The 16,365-nt window shown below is 70.8% G+C and carries 12 protein-coding genes and 2 pseudogenes; 3 read left to right on the forward strand and 11 right to left on the reverse strand.

The features are described 5' to 3' along the window. Window positions 1-9 precede the first annotated feature (9 nt). The 7 genes and pseudogenes from G412_RS0113425 to G412_RS39085 all read right to left on the reverse strand — a co-directional run. Entirely contained in the window at window positions 10-777 is a 768-nt protein-coding gene (locus tag G412_RS0113425) for a class I SAM-dependent methyltransferase (RefSeq protein WP_051338326.1), read from the reverse strand. A gap of 60 nt (window positions 778-837) precedes the next feature. After that, a complete protein-coding gene (locus G412_RS0113430; RefSeq protein ID WP_028812545.1) occupies window positions 838-2,436 on the reverse strand; it encodes an ABC transporter ATP-binding protein in 1,599 nt (532 codons plus the stop codon). Next, complete coding sequence (locus G412_RS0113435; RefSeq protein ID WP_051338327.1) at window positions 2,433-3,251, reverse strand: ABC transporter permease; 819 nt, start codon at window positions 3,249-3,251, stop codon at window positions 2,433-2,435. The genes G412_RS0113430 and G412_RS0113435 overlap by 4 nt, the downstream gene beginning before the upstream one ends. Continuing rightward, window positions 3,248-4,195, reverse strand: a complete 948-nt coding sequence (locus G412_RS0113440; RefSeq protein WP_028812547.1) for an ABC transporter permease — start codon at window positions 4,193-4,195, stop codon at window positions 3,248-3,250. The genes G412_RS0113435 and G412_RS0113440 overlap by 4 nt, the downstream gene beginning before the upstream one ends. Window positions 4,196-4,197: 2 nt before the next feature. Then, complete coding sequence (locus G412_RS0113445) at window positions 4,198-5,757, reverse strand: ABC transporter substrate-binding protein (protein WP_028812548.1); 1,560 nt, start codon at window positions 5,755-5,757, stop codon at window positions 4,198-4,200. 196 nt (window positions 5,758-5,953) lie between these two features. Further along, window positions 5,954-7,078: a PP2C family protein-serine/threonine phosphatase gene (locus G412_RS0113450; RefSeq protein ID WP_051338328.1), complete on the reverse strand. Its 1,125-nt coding sequence runs from the start codon at window positions 7,076-7,078 to the stop codon at window positions 5,954-5,956. A 187-nt stretch (window positions 7,079-7,265) separates the two neighbouring features. Next, window positions 7,266-7,562, reverse strand: a pseudogene (locus G412_RS39085) (hypothetical protein); the annotation flags it as partial. A 244-nt stretch (window positions 7,563-7,806) separates the two neighbouring features. Between G412_RS39085 and G412_RS0113460 the strand changes: the two are divergent. Next, window positions 7,807-9,516, forward strand: a complete 1,710-nt coding sequence (locus G412_RS0113460; RefSeq protein ID WP_028812551.1) for an RNA polymerase sigma factor — start codon at window positions 7,807-7,809, stop codon at window positions 9,514-9,516. Continuing rightward, a pseudogene (locus G412_RS34300) lies at window positions 9,513-10,171 on the forward strand (SigE family RNA polymerase sigma factor). The gene G412_RS0113460 and the pseudogene G412_RS34300 overlap by 4 nt, the downstream one beginning before the upstream one ends. Here G412_RS34300 and G412_RS0113470 read toward each other — a convergent pair. From G412_RS0113470 to G412_RS0113485, 4 genes are read right to left on the reverse strand one after another with little or no spacing between them, the layout of a single operon-like run. Next, the gene (locus tag G412_RS0113470) at window positions 10,090-11,061 is read right to left on the reverse strand and encodes an arabinan endo-1,5-alpha-L-arabinosidase (protein ID WP_037648734.1); all 972 of its coding nucleotides are present in this window, start codon (window positions 11,059-11,061) and stop codon (window positions 10,090-10,092) included. The pseudogene G412_RS34300 and the gene G412_RS0113470 overlap by 82 nt on opposite strands. 27 nt (window positions 11,062-11,088) lie before the next feature. Continuing rightward, the gene (locus G412_RS0113475; protein WP_037648737.1) at window positions 11,089-11,964 is read right to left on the reverse strand and encodes a carbohydrate ABC transporter permease; all 876 of its coding nucleotides are present in this window, start codon (window positions 11,962-11,964) and stop codon (window positions 11,089-11,091) included. Beyond that, the gene (locus tag G412_RS0113480) at window positions 11,961-12,908 is read right to left on the reverse strand and encodes a carbohydrate ABC transporter permease (RefSeq protein WP_028812554.1); all 948 of its coding nucleotides are present in this window, start codon (window positions 12,906-12,908) and stop codon (window positions 11,961-11,963) included. Before G412_RS0113480 ends, G412_RS0113475 begins: the two co-directional genes overlap by 4 nt. After that, on the reverse strand, window positions 12,905-14,257 hold the full coding sequence (locus tag G412_RS0113485) for an extracellular solute-binding protein (protein WP_028812555.1): 1,353 nt from the start codon (window positions 14,255-14,257) through the stop codon (window positions 12,905-12,907). The genes G412_RS0113480 and G412_RS0113485 overlap by 4 nt, the downstream gene beginning before the upstream one ends. 339 nt (window positions 14,258-14,596) lie before the next feature. Here G412_RS0113485 and arfA point away from each other — a divergent pair, with 339 nt between their 5' ends. Next, window positions 14,597-16,111 carry an arabinosylfuranosidase ArfA gene (gene arfA / locus G412_RS0113490; protein WP_028812556.1) on the forward strand — a complete coding sequence of 505 codons (1,515 nt, stop codon included), beginning with the start codon at window positions 14,597-14,599 and terminating at the stop codon, window positions 16,109-16,111. Window positions 16,112-16,365: the final 254 nt, after the last annotated feature.

A 16,365-nucleotide genomic window follows, 5' to 3' on the forward strand; every position in this document is an offset into this window, starting at 1 on the left:
TCCGGGTCGTCAGGCGGCGTGGTCGCGGCGCAGCTTGAAGAGGTACGCCTGACAGTTGTCGCCCTCCCAGGTCTGGCGGTGCGTGATCTGCGGTGCGAACCCGGCCTCGATGGCGTACTTGACGATGCTCTTCAGCTCCGAGGTGTTGGACACGATCAGATGCACCTCGCCGTCGGGCGCGAGCAGATCGCGGTCGACGATCTGGTCGAAGAAGCGCGCCACGATGTCGATGCCCACGCAGACGTTGCGGACGACCGTCGGGTCGTCGCTGGTCTTCGTGCTCACGGCGGGCGGGTTGAAGGTGATGACGTCCAGCCGGGCCGAGGCGGGGAACTCCTCGAAAAGGTTGGAGACCAGCGGGCGGAAGACCGTGCCCGGGCGGTCGCCGACGATGAGGTCGTAGTGGGCGGCGGCCGTGGCGACGCTGTCCGGGTGGATGTCGGCGGCGTAGATCTCGCGGGCGCCCTTGACGCCCGCGATCACGGCCTCGACACCGAGCCCGGCGCCGATGGCCGCGTACGACCGCCCCTCCAGCGGGATGGTGCCGTCAAGCAGCCGGTCGTGGACGATGCGGCTGGTGTCGCCGGGCTTGAAGACACCGGGCGGCAGGTGGAACGTCCAGCCGTTGTACGCGTACGTGCGCTGGGTGTGGATGTCGGACTTGGAGCTGTTGATGGCGAGGATCTCGTCCCGTGGCAGCGTGTCGGGCAGCGATGCGAGCAGGGCCCGGGCGTCGGCCCGGGTCGCCGCGGCGCCGGCTGCGGTCGGGTCACTCATATGTCCTCCGTGGTCGGGGATGTGATGGGTGGAAGTCGTGGGAGTCGCGGACGCGTCGGGTCAGGCGCCGGACACGGACGGGGCGGTGGCGAGATCGGTGGCTGTCAGAGCCGTACCGAGATCCATGGCGCGTACGAGCTGCCGGGTGAGGGTGGCCCGGGGAGCGTCGAGGATCTGCTCGGGTGTGCCGGTCTCGACGACGTGACCGCCGTCGATGACGACGATGTGGTGGGCGACGGCGGCGAGCAGCTCCAGGTCGTGGCTGACCCAGAGCAGTGCCGTGCCGTGCTGGTCGCGGAGCCTGGCGAGTTCGGCGAGGACCGCTGCGGTGGCGCCGGTGTCCAGGGCGGTCGTGATCTCGTCGCAGACCAGCACGTCCGGGGCGGCGAGTACGGCGCGGGCGAGCGCCGCGCGTTGCAGTTCGCCGCCGGACAGCCCGCCGGGGCGCCGCTCGACGGTGCCCGCGTCCAGTCCGAGCCGGCCCAGCAGGTCCAGGGCCTCGCGCCGCGCCTCCCCGGCATCCAGGCCCCGCAGCCGTACGGCGGTACGGGCGACCTGCTCGGCCACCGGGCGCCGCTCGTCGAAGGAGCTGCGTACCTCCTGCCAGACGTACTGCACCCGGCGCTTCTGCTCCGGGCTGCGCCGGCGCAGCACCGGCAGGGGGGTGCCGTCGAGAAGGACTTGGCCGACGTGGCGTTCGTGGAGTCCGGCGACGCAGCGCGCAAGGGTGGTCTTGCCGCTGCCGGACAGGCCGGCCACGCCGACGCAGGCCCCGGCGGGCAGTTGGAGGCCGACCCCGTGCAGCACCGGGCCGCGCCCTCGGCTGTGGAGGTGGGCGGAGAGGTCCTGTACGTCGAGCACCGGGGGCCGGCCGTCCGGGGCGGTGGGCGTGTGCCGTACGGCGGTCACCCGGCGGCGGGCCGGCAGGGCGTCGGCCGGAGCGCCCTGCGCGGTCACCCGTCCGTGGCGCAGCACGACCACGTGGTCGGCGAGGGCGCGCACCAGGTCGTGGTCGTGGCTGAGCAGCAGGATCGCCAGGCCGGTGCGGGCGAGCGCGGCCAGTTCCCCGGCCAGCCGCATCCTGGTCACCGTGTCGAGCCCGGTGCTGGGCTCGTCGAGCACGAGGACCCGTGGCCGGCACACCAGGGTCTGGGCGAGCGCGACGCGCTGGCGCTGGCCGCCGGAGAACTGGTGCGGGAAGCGCCGCTCGGTGTCCCGCCCGGCGGGCAGTTGCGCGGCCCGGAGCGCTTCGGCGGCAAGGGCCCGAGCCGGGTCGGCCGGGTGGTGCAGCCGGGCGAGTTCGGCGAGGACAGCGCCGGTGCGGCGGGCCGGGTTGAGGGCGCTGCCCGGATGCTGGGGCATGTACGCGACCAGGCGTCCGCGCAGTCCGCCGGCCGCCTCCTTCGTGATCCCGTCCCCGTCCACGACCCTGACGGACCCGGCCTCCACCCGCCCGCTGAGGCGCACCCCGGCGCCGCACTCGCCGAGGAGCGCCAGGGCGGCCGTGGTCTTGCCGCTGCCGGAGGGGCCGACGAGTGCGGTGACGCGGCCCTCGTACAGGTCGAAGCCGACCGCGTCGAGGAGCATGGTGTCACCGGCCCGCGCGGTGAGCCCGCGCACCGTGACGAGGGGTGTCTGCGAAGGTGTCTTCGAGGTCATCGCACGGCCTCCTGCGTACGGCGGGTGCGGGCCAGCAGGCTGTCGGCGAGCAGGTTGAGCCCCACGGTGAACATGACGAGCATCGCGGCGGGCGCCAGTACGGCCCACGGCTGGAGCAGCAGCGCCTCGCGGCTGCGGGAGATGCTCACCGCCCAGTCGGGCGCCGTCGGGTCCAGGCCGAGGCCGAGGAAGTTCGCCGAGCCGACGAGGAACACCGCCAGGGTGATGCGGGTGCCGATGTCGGCGGCGACGGGGGAGAGCACCGAGCGTGCCACGTGGTCGAGTTGGATACGGGACCGGGACTCGCCCTGCACGCGCAGCGCTTCGGTGACGGGGCCGCTCGCCGCGTCCAGGGCGGCGGCCCGCACCAGGCGCGCCACGGGCGGGACGTTGACGGCCGCGACGGCGAGGGCGATGGCGACGGGGGAGCCGCGCCAGCCCACCGCCACCACGCTGATCACCAACAGGGTGGGCAGCGGGAGCAGCACGTCGAGGGGGCGGATCAGCAGCTCGTCGGCCCAGCGGCGCCGGGCGGAGGCCGCGAGCAGGCCCACGGCCCCGCCCACCAGGTAGGCGACCGCGACCGCGCCGAGCGCCATGCCGAGCGCGCTGCGCCCGCCGTGGAGCAGCAGATCCAGTACGTCACGGCCCAGCCCGTCGGTGCCGAGCAGGTGTGGGCCGCCGCTGCCCGCGTACGGGGCGAACACGCCCGGACGGGCGGGCCCGGCGAACCACGGGCCCAGCAGGGCGACGCCCAGCGGCAGCGCGAGCAGCGCCACGCCGACCGGCGCCGCCGGCAGGTTCACACGCTTCACCGGAGCACCTCCGTCCGTGGTACGAGTCGATGGCAGACGAGATCGGCCGCCAGGCTGAACAGCAGGGCCGCCGCGGCGACCACCAGGGCCAGGCCCTGCACCGTCGGTACGTCCCGCGCCTCGACCGCCCTGACGAGCGCGGTCGCCACGCCGGGGATCGCGAAGACCGCCTCGACGATCAGCACGCCGCCGACCAGGTTGTCGCCCACGCGGGCCAGTTCCTGGATGCCGGGCACCGCCGCGTTGGGCAGGACGTGCCGCAGCAGCAGGGTCCGGCGCGGCACACCCAGGCGTCGCGCCTGGGTGACGTACTCGGCCTTGAGGACCGTCACCATGCCGGCCCGTACCTGCCGGGACAGCAGGCAGATCATGCGGGCCGCCACCACTCCGACCGGCAGGACCAGCAGCGCGGGCTGCCCGAGCAGGTCGGCCGCGCCCACCCCGACCCAGGTCGCGGGCAGCCAGCCGAGCTGCAGGGACAGACCGGCCACGAGCAGCAGGGCCAGGACGAAGTCGGGTACGGCGTTCAGCGCGAGCGTCACGGAGGTGACCGACCGGTCCAGGCGGCCGCCTTCGCGCAGGCCGGACACGATGCCGAGCAGCACCGCGAGGGGGACGACCACCACGAGGGTCACCGCGGCGAGCACCAGCGTGATGCCGGCCGACTCGGCCAGGATGTCCAGCACCGGGCCGCCGCTGACCAGCGACGTGCCGAGATCACCGGTGAGTACGCCCTGCGCCCAGTCCGTGAAGCGTTCCAGGGCCGGGCGGTCCAGCCGGAGCTGCTCGCGCAGCGCCGCCACCTGCTCGGGTGTGGCGTCCTCGTTGTTGCGGACGTCGGCCGCGTCGCCGGGCAGCAGCGACGTCAGCAGGAACACCAACACCGTGAGCAGGGCGAGTTGTACGGCTCCGAGGGCGAGGCGTTGCAGGGCGTACCCACGCATCGTCAGACCAGCCACACCTTGTCGAAGCGGGCGGAGTCGAGGGTGTTGGGCGGGGCTTCCTCGACGCCGCGTACGCGGGAGGAGACCGCGTTCAGCCAGTCCGGGTGGCCCCACATCAGCAGGCCGCCCTCGTCGTGGACGGTGCGCTGGAGGTCCCCGTACAGCCGGGTGCGCTCGCCCTCGTCGGTCGTGGACTGCGCCTTGGCGAAGGCCGCGTCGAAGTCCTTGCGGCGCCAGCCGGACGCGTTGAAGGCCGACTTGGTGAGCAGCCGGTCGTTGAGGTACGTCGGGATCGTCATGGCGCCCGAACGGTGGCTGCCCATCACGCCCTTGGTGAGCTGGTCCTTGAAGTACGTCTCCGAGGAACCGGTGGTGACCTTGATCCGCAGGCCCGCGTCAGCCGCCTGCTCGGCGAAGAGGGTCGCCGCCTCCACGAACCCGGTGGCCACCGAGGAGGTGTAGATGGACAACGTCTTGTTGAGCACCCCTGCCTTGCGCAGCAAGGAACGTGCCTCGGCGACATCACGCTTACGCTGCGGGATGTCCTCGGGGTAGTACTGGTAGCCCTTGCCGAACATGTCGTTGCCGACGACGCCCTGGCCGGCCAGGACGACCTCGACCAGCTTCTCGCGGTCGGCGAGCAGCTTGAACGCCAGGGTGACATCGGGGTTGTCGAAGGGTTCCTGGTCGCACTTCATGACGATGGCGTGGGCCGTGCTGCCCTTGGCGGCGACGATCCGCACCGACTTGTCGGCGGCGGCGGTACGGGCGAAGGTCGGCGTCATCTCGTAGCCGTACTCCGCCTCACCTCCCCGCAGGGCGTTGCCGCGCGCGTCGGCGTCGGCGGACAGGATGCGCAGCTCGTCGACGTACGCCCCGCCGTCCCAGTGGTCGTCGAACCGCTCGGCGACGAACGACCGGCCGGCCTGGAAGGACTTCAGCCGGAACGCCCCGGTGCCGACGGGCTTGGCCGGGTCGCTGTAGCGGGCACTGACGATGGCGGTGCCCAGCGTGCCAAGCAGCGCGGGCAGTTCGGCGCTGGGCCTCTTGAGGGCGACCTCCACGGTGTTCTTGCCGACGCCCCGGCTCTTCTTCAGGTCGATGACCGACAGCAGGCTCTGAGCGAAGTGGTTGGTCGCCTTGGGGTCCAGGATGCGGCCGAAGCTGAACAGCACGTCCTCGGGAGTGAGCTTCTTCCCGTCGTGGAAGAGCGCCTCCCGGAGGGTGAAGCGCCACAGGGTGGCGTCGGCGTTGGCCTCCCACTTCTGGGCGAGCCGGGGCACCGGCGCCATGCCGGCGTCCAGGTCCACGAGCCGGTCGAACAGGGCCTTGGTGCGCGCCATGTCGATGGCGAGGGCCTCGGCGTGCGGGTCGATGGTCTCCTGCTCGCCGCCGCCCGTGAACAGGGCACGGAACTGGCCGCCACGCCTGGGCGCCGCCTTCCCGTCGGCCGCGGGGCTGCTCCCGGCCCCGGTTCCACAACCGGTGAGGGCCAGGGCTCCGGCCGTACCGGCGGCACCGGCCAGGGCGAGGAACTCTCGGCGGTTCCGGAATATCGACATGCTGCTCCCAGATCACTTGGCGTGGACGACGCGCACGGAACTCCCGGAAGCAGAAGGCGCAACGGGGCCGCGGCGCCGAAAGCTTTACCTAAATGAAAATGATTGTCAATGCAGCCTGTTGATTCGTGGGGCAGGCGTGGCCGCCACCCGGTCCGGCACGGCGCCGGCGCACTCGGTCCCGAGGCGGGAACCGAACTCAGCCACGCGGCATGCGTGTGATCGCCACCATCGCCGCGTCGTCGCCCAGGTAACCCTTGGGCGTGTGGGCCAGCAGGTCTTCGCGCAGGTGGCGCAGCAGGTCGCCCGGTCCGACACCGGGCCAGGCGGTGATCCGGTCGGACAGGGGATAGAAGGCGCCCGATGCGTCGCGGGCCTCGATGACGCCGTCCGTGTACAGGAGAACGGTGTCGCCCGGCTCGAAGGTGAAGGTCTCCGCGGCGAGGAAGGAGTCCGCGAATTGGGTGAGCCCGAGCGGCGGGGCGGGGTGGGACACGTCGAGGGGGATGACCTGTCCGTCGCGCAGCAGGAGCGGCGGTGGGTGGCCGCAGTTGATCAGGTGGAGGGCCGGTACGTCGTCGGGGACGTCGAGCACGGCCGCGGTGATGAATCCCTCGCTGTGGTCTGCCCTGCCGGCGCCGGCTGCCGCGGGGTCGTCCAGGTCCGAAGTGACCGTTCCTTCCAAATAGGTCACGAGCGTCGGGAGGTCGGTCTCCTGGTGTGCGGTGGCCCGGAAGGCACCCAGGACGAGGGCGGCGTCCCCGACGGCCTCCAGGCCCTTGCCGCGTACGTCGCCGATGATGAGCCGGGTGCTCCGTGCCGTACGGGCGGCGGCGAAGAGATCACCGCCGATCTGAGCCTCGGCCTCGGCGGCGAGGTAGACGCAGCCCACCCGCAGGGGGCCGATCCGGGGCGGCAGTGGCCGCAGCACGACCTCTTGGGCGGCCCGGGCGACGGAGCGCAGTTGCGTCATTTGCTTCTCGTGCCGTTCGCGCAGGTGGGCGAAGAAGGTGACGAAGACGGAGATCAGGATCAGGGCGATGAGCTGGGAGGTGTGGTTCAGGTCGGTGAGACTGGTGCGTACGATCGCGACGACCGCCTGGGCAAGGATGGCGACCGCGCCGACGAAGCCGGTGGTGCGCGGACCGGCGAACGACGCCGTGATGGCGGGGGCCGCGGCGAGGAAGGGGCCGAGGTGGACCTCGGGCGGGGCGAGGATGTCGAGCACCGTGACGAGCACGATGAGGGCGAGGGGTACTGCCAGCAGCGCATGCCCCGGCTCCCATGACCAGGCGCGACCGCGGGGCAGCCGTCCAGAACCCATGACTCCTGGATACACCCACTTGTGGCCGTCCACCTCCGCTGCCGAGGATCACCGCACCCTGGGCCCCGGGATTCCTCCAGTGGGGCGGCGTGGAGGCTCTGACCGGCTGCGGGCGGGTGCGGGGTGTGGCGGCTCAGCTCGACAATGGCGACCTGGCGCCGGTCGTTCCACCGCTGGGCGTGGATGATCATGACCGGCTCCCCGCTGACGGCGGGCGGCGCGAGGCGCGGGCGGCGGACTGGTTGCGGGAAGCCTGCGCGTCGGCGAGACGCCGCACGTTCCGGACCGTCGGCGGGTACCTGCCGTCCTCCCCGTACACGTTCTGCAGCAACCGCCCCGACGTCCAGCGGGTCGCACGTGCGCGGTCCAGGCCGAGGACCTCGGTGAGCAGGTCGAAGCGGCGCCGCACTATGCGCGGAGTGTCGCCCTTCGCGACGACGTCGTCCCACCGGCTCCGAAGCATCTGGCGTATGACGACGCCAGGGGGTGCGGGACCTCGGCCGTCGGAGTGGGACGTCCGCAGGAACATGTCCCGGAGTTCGGCGGGTGCTGACGCGCGAACAGGGGCGTACCGGGCCGGTTCTCTCCGGATAGTTGACCGCTGAAGTGTGCGCCTCTAACGTTTCGCGTTCGTCGTTCGGAATGACATACGGCGTACGAAATACCGGACGATTTGACGGAGTGTTGGGAGGACGGCGCGGGGGCCGGCCCAGAGCTACGGAGACGGTGTGGACGAGCGGGCGGTACGGCGGCGGGTCGAGGCGGCGCGGGCAGGGGACCGGCAGGCGATGGAGGACCTCGTCGCCGCCGAAATGCCGATCGTCTACAACATCGTCGGCCGCGCCCTCAACGGCCACCCGGACGTCGACGACATCGTCCAGGAGACGATGCTCCGCCTCGTCCGCTCCCTCGGCGAGCTCCGGGACCCCGCCCGCTTCCGCTCCTGGCTGGTGGCCATCGCCATGCGCTGCATACGCGACCGGGCCCGTGCCCGGCAGACCGCGCCCCTCCTCTCGGTCCTGGCCGATGAACGCGAACCGGCCGGCGCAGGCGCCGACTTCGTGGACCTCACCATCCTGCGGCTGGGCCTTCAAGGGCAGCGCCAGGAGGTGGCGGAGGCCACCCGCTGGCTGGACACGGACGACCGGCAGCTGTTGTCGCTGTGGTGGCTCGAACTCACAGGCGAGCTGAACCGGCAGGAACTCGCCGAGGCGGTCGGCTGGACCAGGCAGCACACCGCGGTACGTGTCCAGCGGCTCAAGGAGCGCCTGGAGACAGCGCGTTGCCTGGTGCGGGCGCTGGGTGCCGCGCCGCCGTGCCCCGACCTGTCGGAGGTCACCGCAGACTGGGACGGCACCCCCGATTCGGTGTGGCGCAAACGTATCGCCCGGCATCTGCGGGACTGTCCACGCTGCGGACGGCCGGCGGCCGACACGGTTCCGGCGCAGCGGTTGCTGGTGGGGCTCGGCCTGGTCCCGCTGCCCGCCGGGCTCGCCCTGCACGCCCCGCACGTACTGGGCTCCGGCGGCACCGCCGCCCAACTGGCCGCCGCACCCGCGCCTCTGGCCGCGGACCCGGTGGGATGGCCGGCTCAGCTCGTGCAGTTGCTGGCCAAGCCCGCCGTGGTCGCGGCCGCGGGAGTCACCCTGGTGGCCGGTGGGGCATTCATCGTGTACGACCACGACGACGGGGCCTCCCGGCCGCCGCGCGCGGCCCTGGCCCCGACGTCCTCCCGTGCCCCCACCGCAACGGACTCGCCCCCGGCCAACGCCACTTCGTCGCGGACACCGGCCGGGCGCTACGGCACCGTCGTCGACACCGCCGACCGCGCACCGGCCCCCCGCACGCCGCCCGCCGCCCTGCCGTACCGCCCCGAGTCCGGACTGAACACCTCGGCCGGGCCCAAGGCCGTCATGGAACACCGCGGCGACAACGTGACCCTGTCCGGCCGCGGCTACTTCCGGGTGCGCTGGCAGATCCTGCCCGCCGAACGCCCTGGATCCCTGGCCATGCCGACCTGGACCGGCCTCGACGGCAAGCTCTTCCACGTCGCCTCCGGCGGCGGCCGCCGCATGGACGACCAGATGCCCGGTGTGCCGGACCGTCCGCACACCTGGATGGGCGCGCGGAGCACGGGCTTCACGGTGCTCCCGGCCGGTGCTCAACAGATGTGGCAGAACGAGTACTTCTACGTCGACGGGAAGGTCACGCTGCACCAGAACGAGCGCGGCGCCGACTACAACCTGATCGTCGAGCCCGCCACGCGGGCCGGGATCGACGACGACCTGCGCCGGCCGCCCGCGCCGGACGAGGGGATCGTGCGCTACGGAATGGTGCGCGACAGCGGTACCGACACGGCGCCCGTCCCGCAGTACCTCACGGGCGCCACGCCACCGGACCCCGCAGGGGTGGACCGGCGCTCGCGGGTGGTCCGGTGAAAGCGCCCACGCACCAGACGGACCCGCCCACCGGGGTCGCCGCCGACGCCGCCGCGGAGTTCCGCGCCTTCTTCGGACAGCACCACGCCGCCCTGGCCCGTCTCGCCCACCTGCTGACCGGCGACGCCGACGGCGCGGACAACCTGGCCGCCGATGCGCTGCTGGCGCTGTGGCACCGCTGGGACCGGGTACGCGCCGCCGACCACCCGGCGGCGTACGCACGCGGCGTACTCGCCAACATGGCGCGCAGCCGCATCCGCGGCGCTGTGCGGGAGCGCCGCCGGGTGACGCTCTTCTGGGCCGGCCACAGCGAGCAGACCGATGGCCCGGACGTAGCGGCCGTGGTCGATGTGCGGGAGGCGCTGCGCGCACTGCCGTTCCGCAGCGGGCCTGCGTCGTGCTGCGTCATGCCTTCGACCACTCCGAGAAGGACGTCGCCCAGACCCTGGGAATCTCGGTGGGTACGGTGAAGAGCCAGACGTCCAAGGGGATGGCGGAGCTGCAGCGTCTGACCGGGCCGCAGCCGGCACGGCAGCACATACAGATGACCGTCGCGGAGGATCCTGTCGGCGCTCAGGACACGACGGGCCAGCCGCCCTCCCATGACAGGGTGTTGAGTCCCAGCTTGGGCGTCCCCTCGTCCTGCCCGTCGTAGTAGTGGTGGACGAGCACGTCGCGCCCGCGGTCGCGCATCACCGACTGGCCACCGGGCCCGATGTACCGGCCGTGCGTGGCGAGCACCAGGTCGCCGCCGCCCTCCAGCATCGGCTTGCCGCTGCTGTCGGCATAGGGGCCCTCGATGTTCGCGGACCTCCCCACCTTGATCTTGTACGTGGCGGTCAGGCCCGAGCAGCACGCGTCGTAGGAGTTGAAGAGGTACCAGTACGCTCCGTGCTTCACGAGCGTCGGCGCCTCGACCGCGTACGGCAGGTCGGGACGGGTCGCCAGATGGCGCACGGTGGTGTCGGAGGGGTCAGCGAGGCCCGTGCGCCGGTCCAGCTTGATCATGCGGATGCCGGTCCAGTACGAGCCGAACGCCATCCACAGCCTGCCGCCGTCCTCGACCACGTACGGGTCGATGGCGTTCCACGCGTCACCCCGCTCGCTCGCGAACACCTTGCCGTGGTCCGTCCAGGTGCCGGGACGCCCGGAGGCGGATGTGGCAAGGCCGATCGCCGAGTGGTTGGAACCCCAGGACGAGACGGCGTAGTACAGCCAGTACCTGCCCGCCCGGTAAGTGATCTCGGGCGCCCACGGGTCGGCCGTGCCGTTGTACTCGTACCACCACGCCGGCGGCTCGGCGAACGCGTCGGCCGCCGCCCGCTCCCAGTGCTTGCGGTCCTTCGAGACACGGGCCTCCAGGCGGCCGTGCGTCGAATAGGCGACGTAACTCCCGTCCCTCAGGCGGATCATCGTCGGGTCGTGGATGACGGTGTCCCCGGTGACGGGCTGAGGTCCGGGGTAGTCGGCGGCCGTCGCGGTGGACGGCGCGAGGAGCAGGAACGCGGCGGCCAGCGCCGCCACAGTGAGCCTTTTACGCTGCACAGGAGGACTCCCTCTACTGTCCGGCCGCTACTGTCCGGCCAGGCCGGTGTGCGCCACACCGCTGACGATCTGCCGCTGGAAGAAGACGAACACGATGATCAGCGGAAGCCCGGCCACCAGGCCGCCCGCCATCAGCTGCGCCCACTGGATGCCGTAGGAGTTCATGACGGTCGCGATGCCGTTCGGCATCGTCATCAGGTCCGGGTTGTTGGTCACCATGTACGGCCACAGGAAGTTGTTCCAGGACGCGATGAACGTGAAGATCCCGACCGCCGCGAGGGGCGGACGCGACAGCGGAAGCACGATGGTGAAGAACACGCGCCAACGCCCGGCGCCGTCGATGAACGCCGCCTCCTCCAGCTCCTTCGGGATGCCCTGGAAGAACTTGTAGAGGATGTACACCATCGCGGCCGGCGCGCACTGCGGCAGGATCATGCCCCAGTACGTGTCGACCACCCCCATCGACTGCACGGTGGTGAACAGCGGCACCCCGAGCACCGCGGGTGACACCATCAGACCGGCCATGACCAGGCCGAGCAGCGCGTTCTTGCCACGGAAGCCGGTACGGGCGAATCCGTAGCCGGCGAGCGCGCCGACCAGGACCACGACGAAGGTGACACAGACGGAGACGACCACGGAGTTGACGAACCAGTTGGTGATGTTGCCGGTCTCGAAGATGGCCTGCCAGGCCTGGATCGTCCACTCCTGCGGCACCCAGTGCGTGGGCACGGCGACTGCTTCCGTCTCCGACTTCAGGGAGGTGAACACCGCCCACACGAAGGGAGCGGTGAACACCCCGGAGACGAGCACGCCGATGGCGGTGAGCACGATCTGCCCCGGTGTCCACTTCTTGCGCGGACCCCGGCGTCGTACGCGCGGAGATATCTGGGAAACGGCGGTCATCGTGCGCCCTCCTCGCGCTTGCGCAGCAGCCACATACGGCCGAGGGCGACGACCGCGATGATCAGGAAGAAGATGATGGAGATCGCGGAGGCGTAGCCCACGCGGTACGCGGTGAACCCCTCCTCCAGCGTGAACTGGACAAAGGTCCGGGTGCTCTCCTCGGGCCCGGGTCCGAAGTCCTGCATCACCACGGCCTGGTCGAAGACCTGTAGCGAGGCCAGGATCTGCAGTGTGACCACCAGGCCGGTGATGTTGCGCAGCATCGGCAGCGTGATGTGCACCATGCGGTGCCAGGCGTTCGCACCGTCCAGGGCCGCCGCCTCGTACAGATGCCGCGGGATGTTCTGCAGCGCCGCCAGGAACAGCAGGAAGCTGAAGCCGACCGTCCACCACAGGGTGGTGATTACGATGGCGATCATGGCGGTGGACTTCTGCGTCAGCCAGGGCGTCTCCAGGCCGAAGACATGGTTGATCATGCCGGTGCCCGGATTGAACAGCCACTGCCACAGATTCGCGGCGACCGTGGACGGCAGCAGGAACGGGGCGAAGAAGCACAGCCGCCACAGCCACTTTGCGCGCTCGATGTGATGGGCGAGCACCGCGAGCACAAACGCCAGAAGGACGATGCAGGGCACCACGAGGAAGGTGAAGTACGCGCTGTGACCGAGGGAGTCCCACATCAGCGGGTCGTCGAGCGCCTCCCGGTAGTTGTCCAGGCCGACGAATCGCTCGCCCACACCGGAGATGTTGGCGTCGGTGAAGCTCAGCCACAGGCCGCGCCCGATCGGCAGCAGCACGAACAGCGCGAACAGCGCCAGGAACGGGGCGACGAACCAGCCGCCGTGCTGGAACCCGCGCGCCAGGCGGACCCGTGCCGAATCGGCGTACACCGCCGGCACGGGACGTACGACGGCCGGGGTGAGCGTGGTGTCGACGGCGCTCATGTCGCAGCACCTTCCTCGACGATGGCCTCGCCCGCCATCGGGTTCTTCATGGTCAGCAGCTTCTCCAGTACGTCCTTCATGCGCCGGGCCGTGGCGTCGGGCCGGGCGGAGCCGACGTTGGAGGAGGCGACGGCGGGGCCGATGCGCTGGGCGAGCAGGCCGGTCGACCCGGCGAACCAGGCGCTCGGCTCCACGGCCATGTGATCCATCGCGGAGACGTACTCGGCCTGCGGCTTCAGGGCCAGATAGTCCTTGTCCTCCAGCGTCGGTGCGTACGCCGGGATGTGGCCGCCCTGCGACCATGCCAGGGCGTTCCTGACGATGTACGCGGCCAGCCGGTGGGCGCCCTCGTTGGCGGCGCCGCCACGTGCGGCCTGGTGGGGCAGGACGAAGCAGTGCGACTCGGCGTGGGTGGCGGGTCGGCCGAAGACAGGCGGCAGTTCGGTGGCGCCGTAGTCGAGTTTCGCGTCGTTGAAGACCGGCACCGACCAGTTGCCCTCCCAGGTGAATGCCGAGCCGTTGAGGAACATCTCGCCGTCTGCGATGCCGACCGGGGCGGTGTAGCCGTCGGTCACGTGCTGCCGCAGGAACTCCAGTACCCGGGTCGCCTTGTCGGTGTCGAAGGTGACGTCCTGGCCGTCGGCGCTCAGACAGGTGCCGCCGAGCTGGGTGTAGAAGGACAGGAAGAACCACCACGAGAAGTTCGGTTCGCTCGCCTTCATGCCGAGCACCTGGAGGTTCCCCTTGACCGCCTTCTTGGCTGTCTTCAGGGCCTTGAACCACTCCTCGGGCGAGGAGACGGCCGCCAGGTTTCCGCCGTCGCCGAGCAGGCCGGCCTTCCCGCACACGTCGCGGCGGTAGAAGCAGAGCTGGGCGTGGATGTCGAGTGGAAGGCCGTACAGCTTGCCGTCGACCACCGCCCGCTTCCACAGCACCGGGTTGAAGTCCGCCTCCCGCACCCCGCACTTGCCGAGAAGCCCCACGTCCCAGGGGTCGAGCAGACGGCCGGGTGCGAAGCCCGGTATCCGGCCCAGGTGCATGACGGCCAGGTCGGGGGCCCGGTTGCCGGAGGCCGCCATGGCCAGTTTCGTGTAGTACGGATTGCCCCACTGCAGGGTCGAGTCCTTCACGTCGACACGGGGATCGGCCCGGCGGAAGGCGTTCAGCATCGCGATCATGTTCACGCCGTCGCCGCCGCTGAAGAGATTCCAGTAGCGGACGCGTACGTCGGCGTCCGAGGCGATCGCGGAGGCGCTGCGGTTCGCGGCGGCGAGCCCGAAGCTGCCGGCTACGGCGAGGGTTCCTAGTCCGCCGAGCACGGTGCGGCGGCTCGGGAGAGGTGGTGGCATGGCGGCTCGTTTCTTCTTCAGGGCGTGTCGGAGTGCACGGCCCGGCGAGACGTGTGTTCGGGATTTCGAATGCTGCTCGCAACTTCGAACGGACCGTAAGGTCGCACGCCATGCGCGTCAACGGCTGAGCCCAACTCGCCTGGAAAATCAGTTTCTTGTGCGGCGGATCGAACTGCGGGCGGGTCAATCTCGCCGGTCCTGCGCAAACCGTTGACGGGTGATCCCGTACTTCCTAAGTTGCCGTTCGAAGCTCTGATCAGTGTCTGGAATATCGAACGGCGGCGGGGGGTGTGCGCGGTTCATTCAGCGTCCGCTCCGCAGAACCACATTGAGGGAGTCATGACCAGTTCAGCCCGCTTCACCCTGCACCCCGACTTCGCCGTCGGCGAGGTCGACCCCCGGTTGTTCGGCTCCTTCGTGGAGCACCTCGGCCGCTGCGTGTACACCGGCATCTACGAGCCGGGCCACCCCACGGCTGACGACGCGGGTTTGCGCACCGACGTACTCGGCCTGGTCCGTGAACTCGGCGTCACCGCCATCCGCTACCCCGGCGGCAACTTCGTCTCGGGCTACAAGTGGGAGGACTCCGTGGGGCCGGCCGAGGAGCGCCCCCGCCGCCTCGACCTGGCCTGGCGTTCCACCGAGAGCAACCGCTTCGGGCTCAGCGAGTACATCGCGTTCCTGAAGAAGATCGGGCCGCAGGCCGAGCCGATGATGGCCGTCAATCTGGGCACCAGGGGAGTGGCCGAGGCGCTGGAGCTCCAGGAGTACGCCAACCACCCCTCGGGCACGGCCCTCGCGGACCTGCGTGCCGCGCACGGCGACAAGGACCCCTTCGGGATCAGGCTCTGGTGCCTGGGCAACGAGATGGACGGGCCCTGGCAGACCGGCCACAAGACGGCCGAGGAGTACGGGCGCGTGGCAGCGGAGACCGCACGCGCGATGCGCCAGATCGACCCCTCCGTCGAACTCGTCGCCTGCGGCTCGTCGGGGCAGTCAATGGACACCTTCGCCGCGTGGGAGGCGACGGTACTCGCCGAGACGTACGACCTCGTCGACTACGTCTCGCTGCACGCCTATTACGAGGAACTCGACGGCGACCGCGACTCGTTCCTCGCCTCGGCCGTCGACATGGAGTCCTTCATCGAGAACGTCGTGGCGACCTGCGACCACGTGGGGGCGCGCCTCAAGTCGAAGAAGCGGATTAACCTTTCCTTCGACGAGTGGAACGTCTGGTACCTCTCCAAGACCCAGCGCGAAGCCGAGGAGAACCCCCTCGACTGGCCCGAGGCGCCCCGTCTCCTGGAGGACAACTACTCCGTCACCGACGCCGTGGTCTTCGGCTCCATGCTCATCGCGCTGCTGCGCCACGCGGACCGGGTGACCGTCGCCTGCCTCGCTCAGCTCGTCAACGTCATCGCGCCGATCATGACGGAGCCGGGCGGCCCGGCCTGGAAGCAGACCACGTTCTTCCCCTTCGCACAGGCGTCCCGGCACGGACGCGGGCAGGTACTCGACGCACGCGTGGACTCACCGACGTACGAGACGAAGAGGTACGGCGAGGTGCCGCTGCTGCACGCGACGGCGGTACGCGCGGAGGACGGCACAGTGACCGTGTTCGCCGTGAACCGCAGTCAGAGCGAGCCGCTGCCGCTGGACATCGCACTGGAGGGGCTGGGGCTGAAGGTGCTCATCGAGCACAGCGCGCTGGCCGACGACGACCCCGACGCCCGCAACACCCTTGACGAGCCCGAGCGGGTCTCCCCGCACACGGTGACCGGCACACGCCTTGCCGGCGGCACCCTGAGCGCCACCCTGGAGCCGATGTCCTGGAACGTGATCCGGCTCGGTTGAGGCCCTCGGCCGCTCCACGCGGCCGAGATGAGGTCCGCCCCCGGGTTGAGGGTCCCGGGCGGACCGGCGGGTGAGGGGGGCGGGCCGGTGTGTGCACACCGGCCCGCCCCTCGGGCTCGAAGAGGGGCTCGTTCAAGCCTCAAGGCGCGCGGTCTGGGGTATGCCACGGAAGCGTGGGCGCCCGACATCTCGAGCACCGGATGGCCCGTCGCCTACTGAAGGTGCTGGACGCGGGCGCGCGGTACACGGAGCGC

This window comes from Streptomyces flavidovirens DSM 40150, from assembly GCF_000429085.1.
In the GTDB taxonomy this organism is placed as follows: domain Bacteria; phylum Actinomycetota; class Actinomycetes; order Streptomycetales; family Streptomycetaceae; genus Streptomyces; species Streptomyces flavidovirens.

Coding starts and splice junctions, on each gene's coding strand:
- G412_RS0113440 (WP_028812547.1), bottom strand. CDS start 4,195: ATGCGTGGGTACGCCCTGCAACGCCTCGCCCTCGGAGCCGTACAACTC.
- G412_RS0113480 (WP_028812554.1), bottom strand. CDS start 12,908: ATGAGCGCCGTCGACACCACGCTCACCCCGGCCGTCGTACGTCCCGTG.
- arfA (WP_028812556.1), top strand. CDS start 14,597: ATGACCAGTTCAGCCCGCTTCACCCTGCACCCCGACTTCGCCGTCGGC.
- G412_RS0113450 (WP_051338328.1), bottom strand. CDS start 7,078: ATGGGTTCTGGACGGCTGCCCCGCGGTCGCGCCTGGTCATGGGAGCCG.
- G412_RS0113485 (WP_028812555.1), bottom strand. CDS start 14,257: ATGCCACCACCTCTCCCGAGCCGCCGCACCGTGCTCGGCGGACTAGGA.
- G412_RS0113475 (WP_037648737.1), bottom strand. CDS start 11,964: ATGACCGCCGTTTCCCAGATATCTCCGCGCGTACGACGCCGGGGTCCG.
- G412_RS0113425 (WP_051338326.1), bottom strand. CDS start 777: ATGAGTGACCCGACCGCAGCCGGCGCCGCGGCGACCCGGGCCGACGCC.
- G412_RS0113430 (WP_028812545.1), bottom strand. CDS start 2,436: ATGACCTCGAAGACACCTTCGCAGACACCCCTCGTCACGGTGCGCGGG.
- G412_RS0113445 (WP_028812548.1), bottom strand. CDS start 5,757: ATGTCGATATTCCGGAACCGCCGAGAGTTCCTCGCCCTGGCCGGTGCC.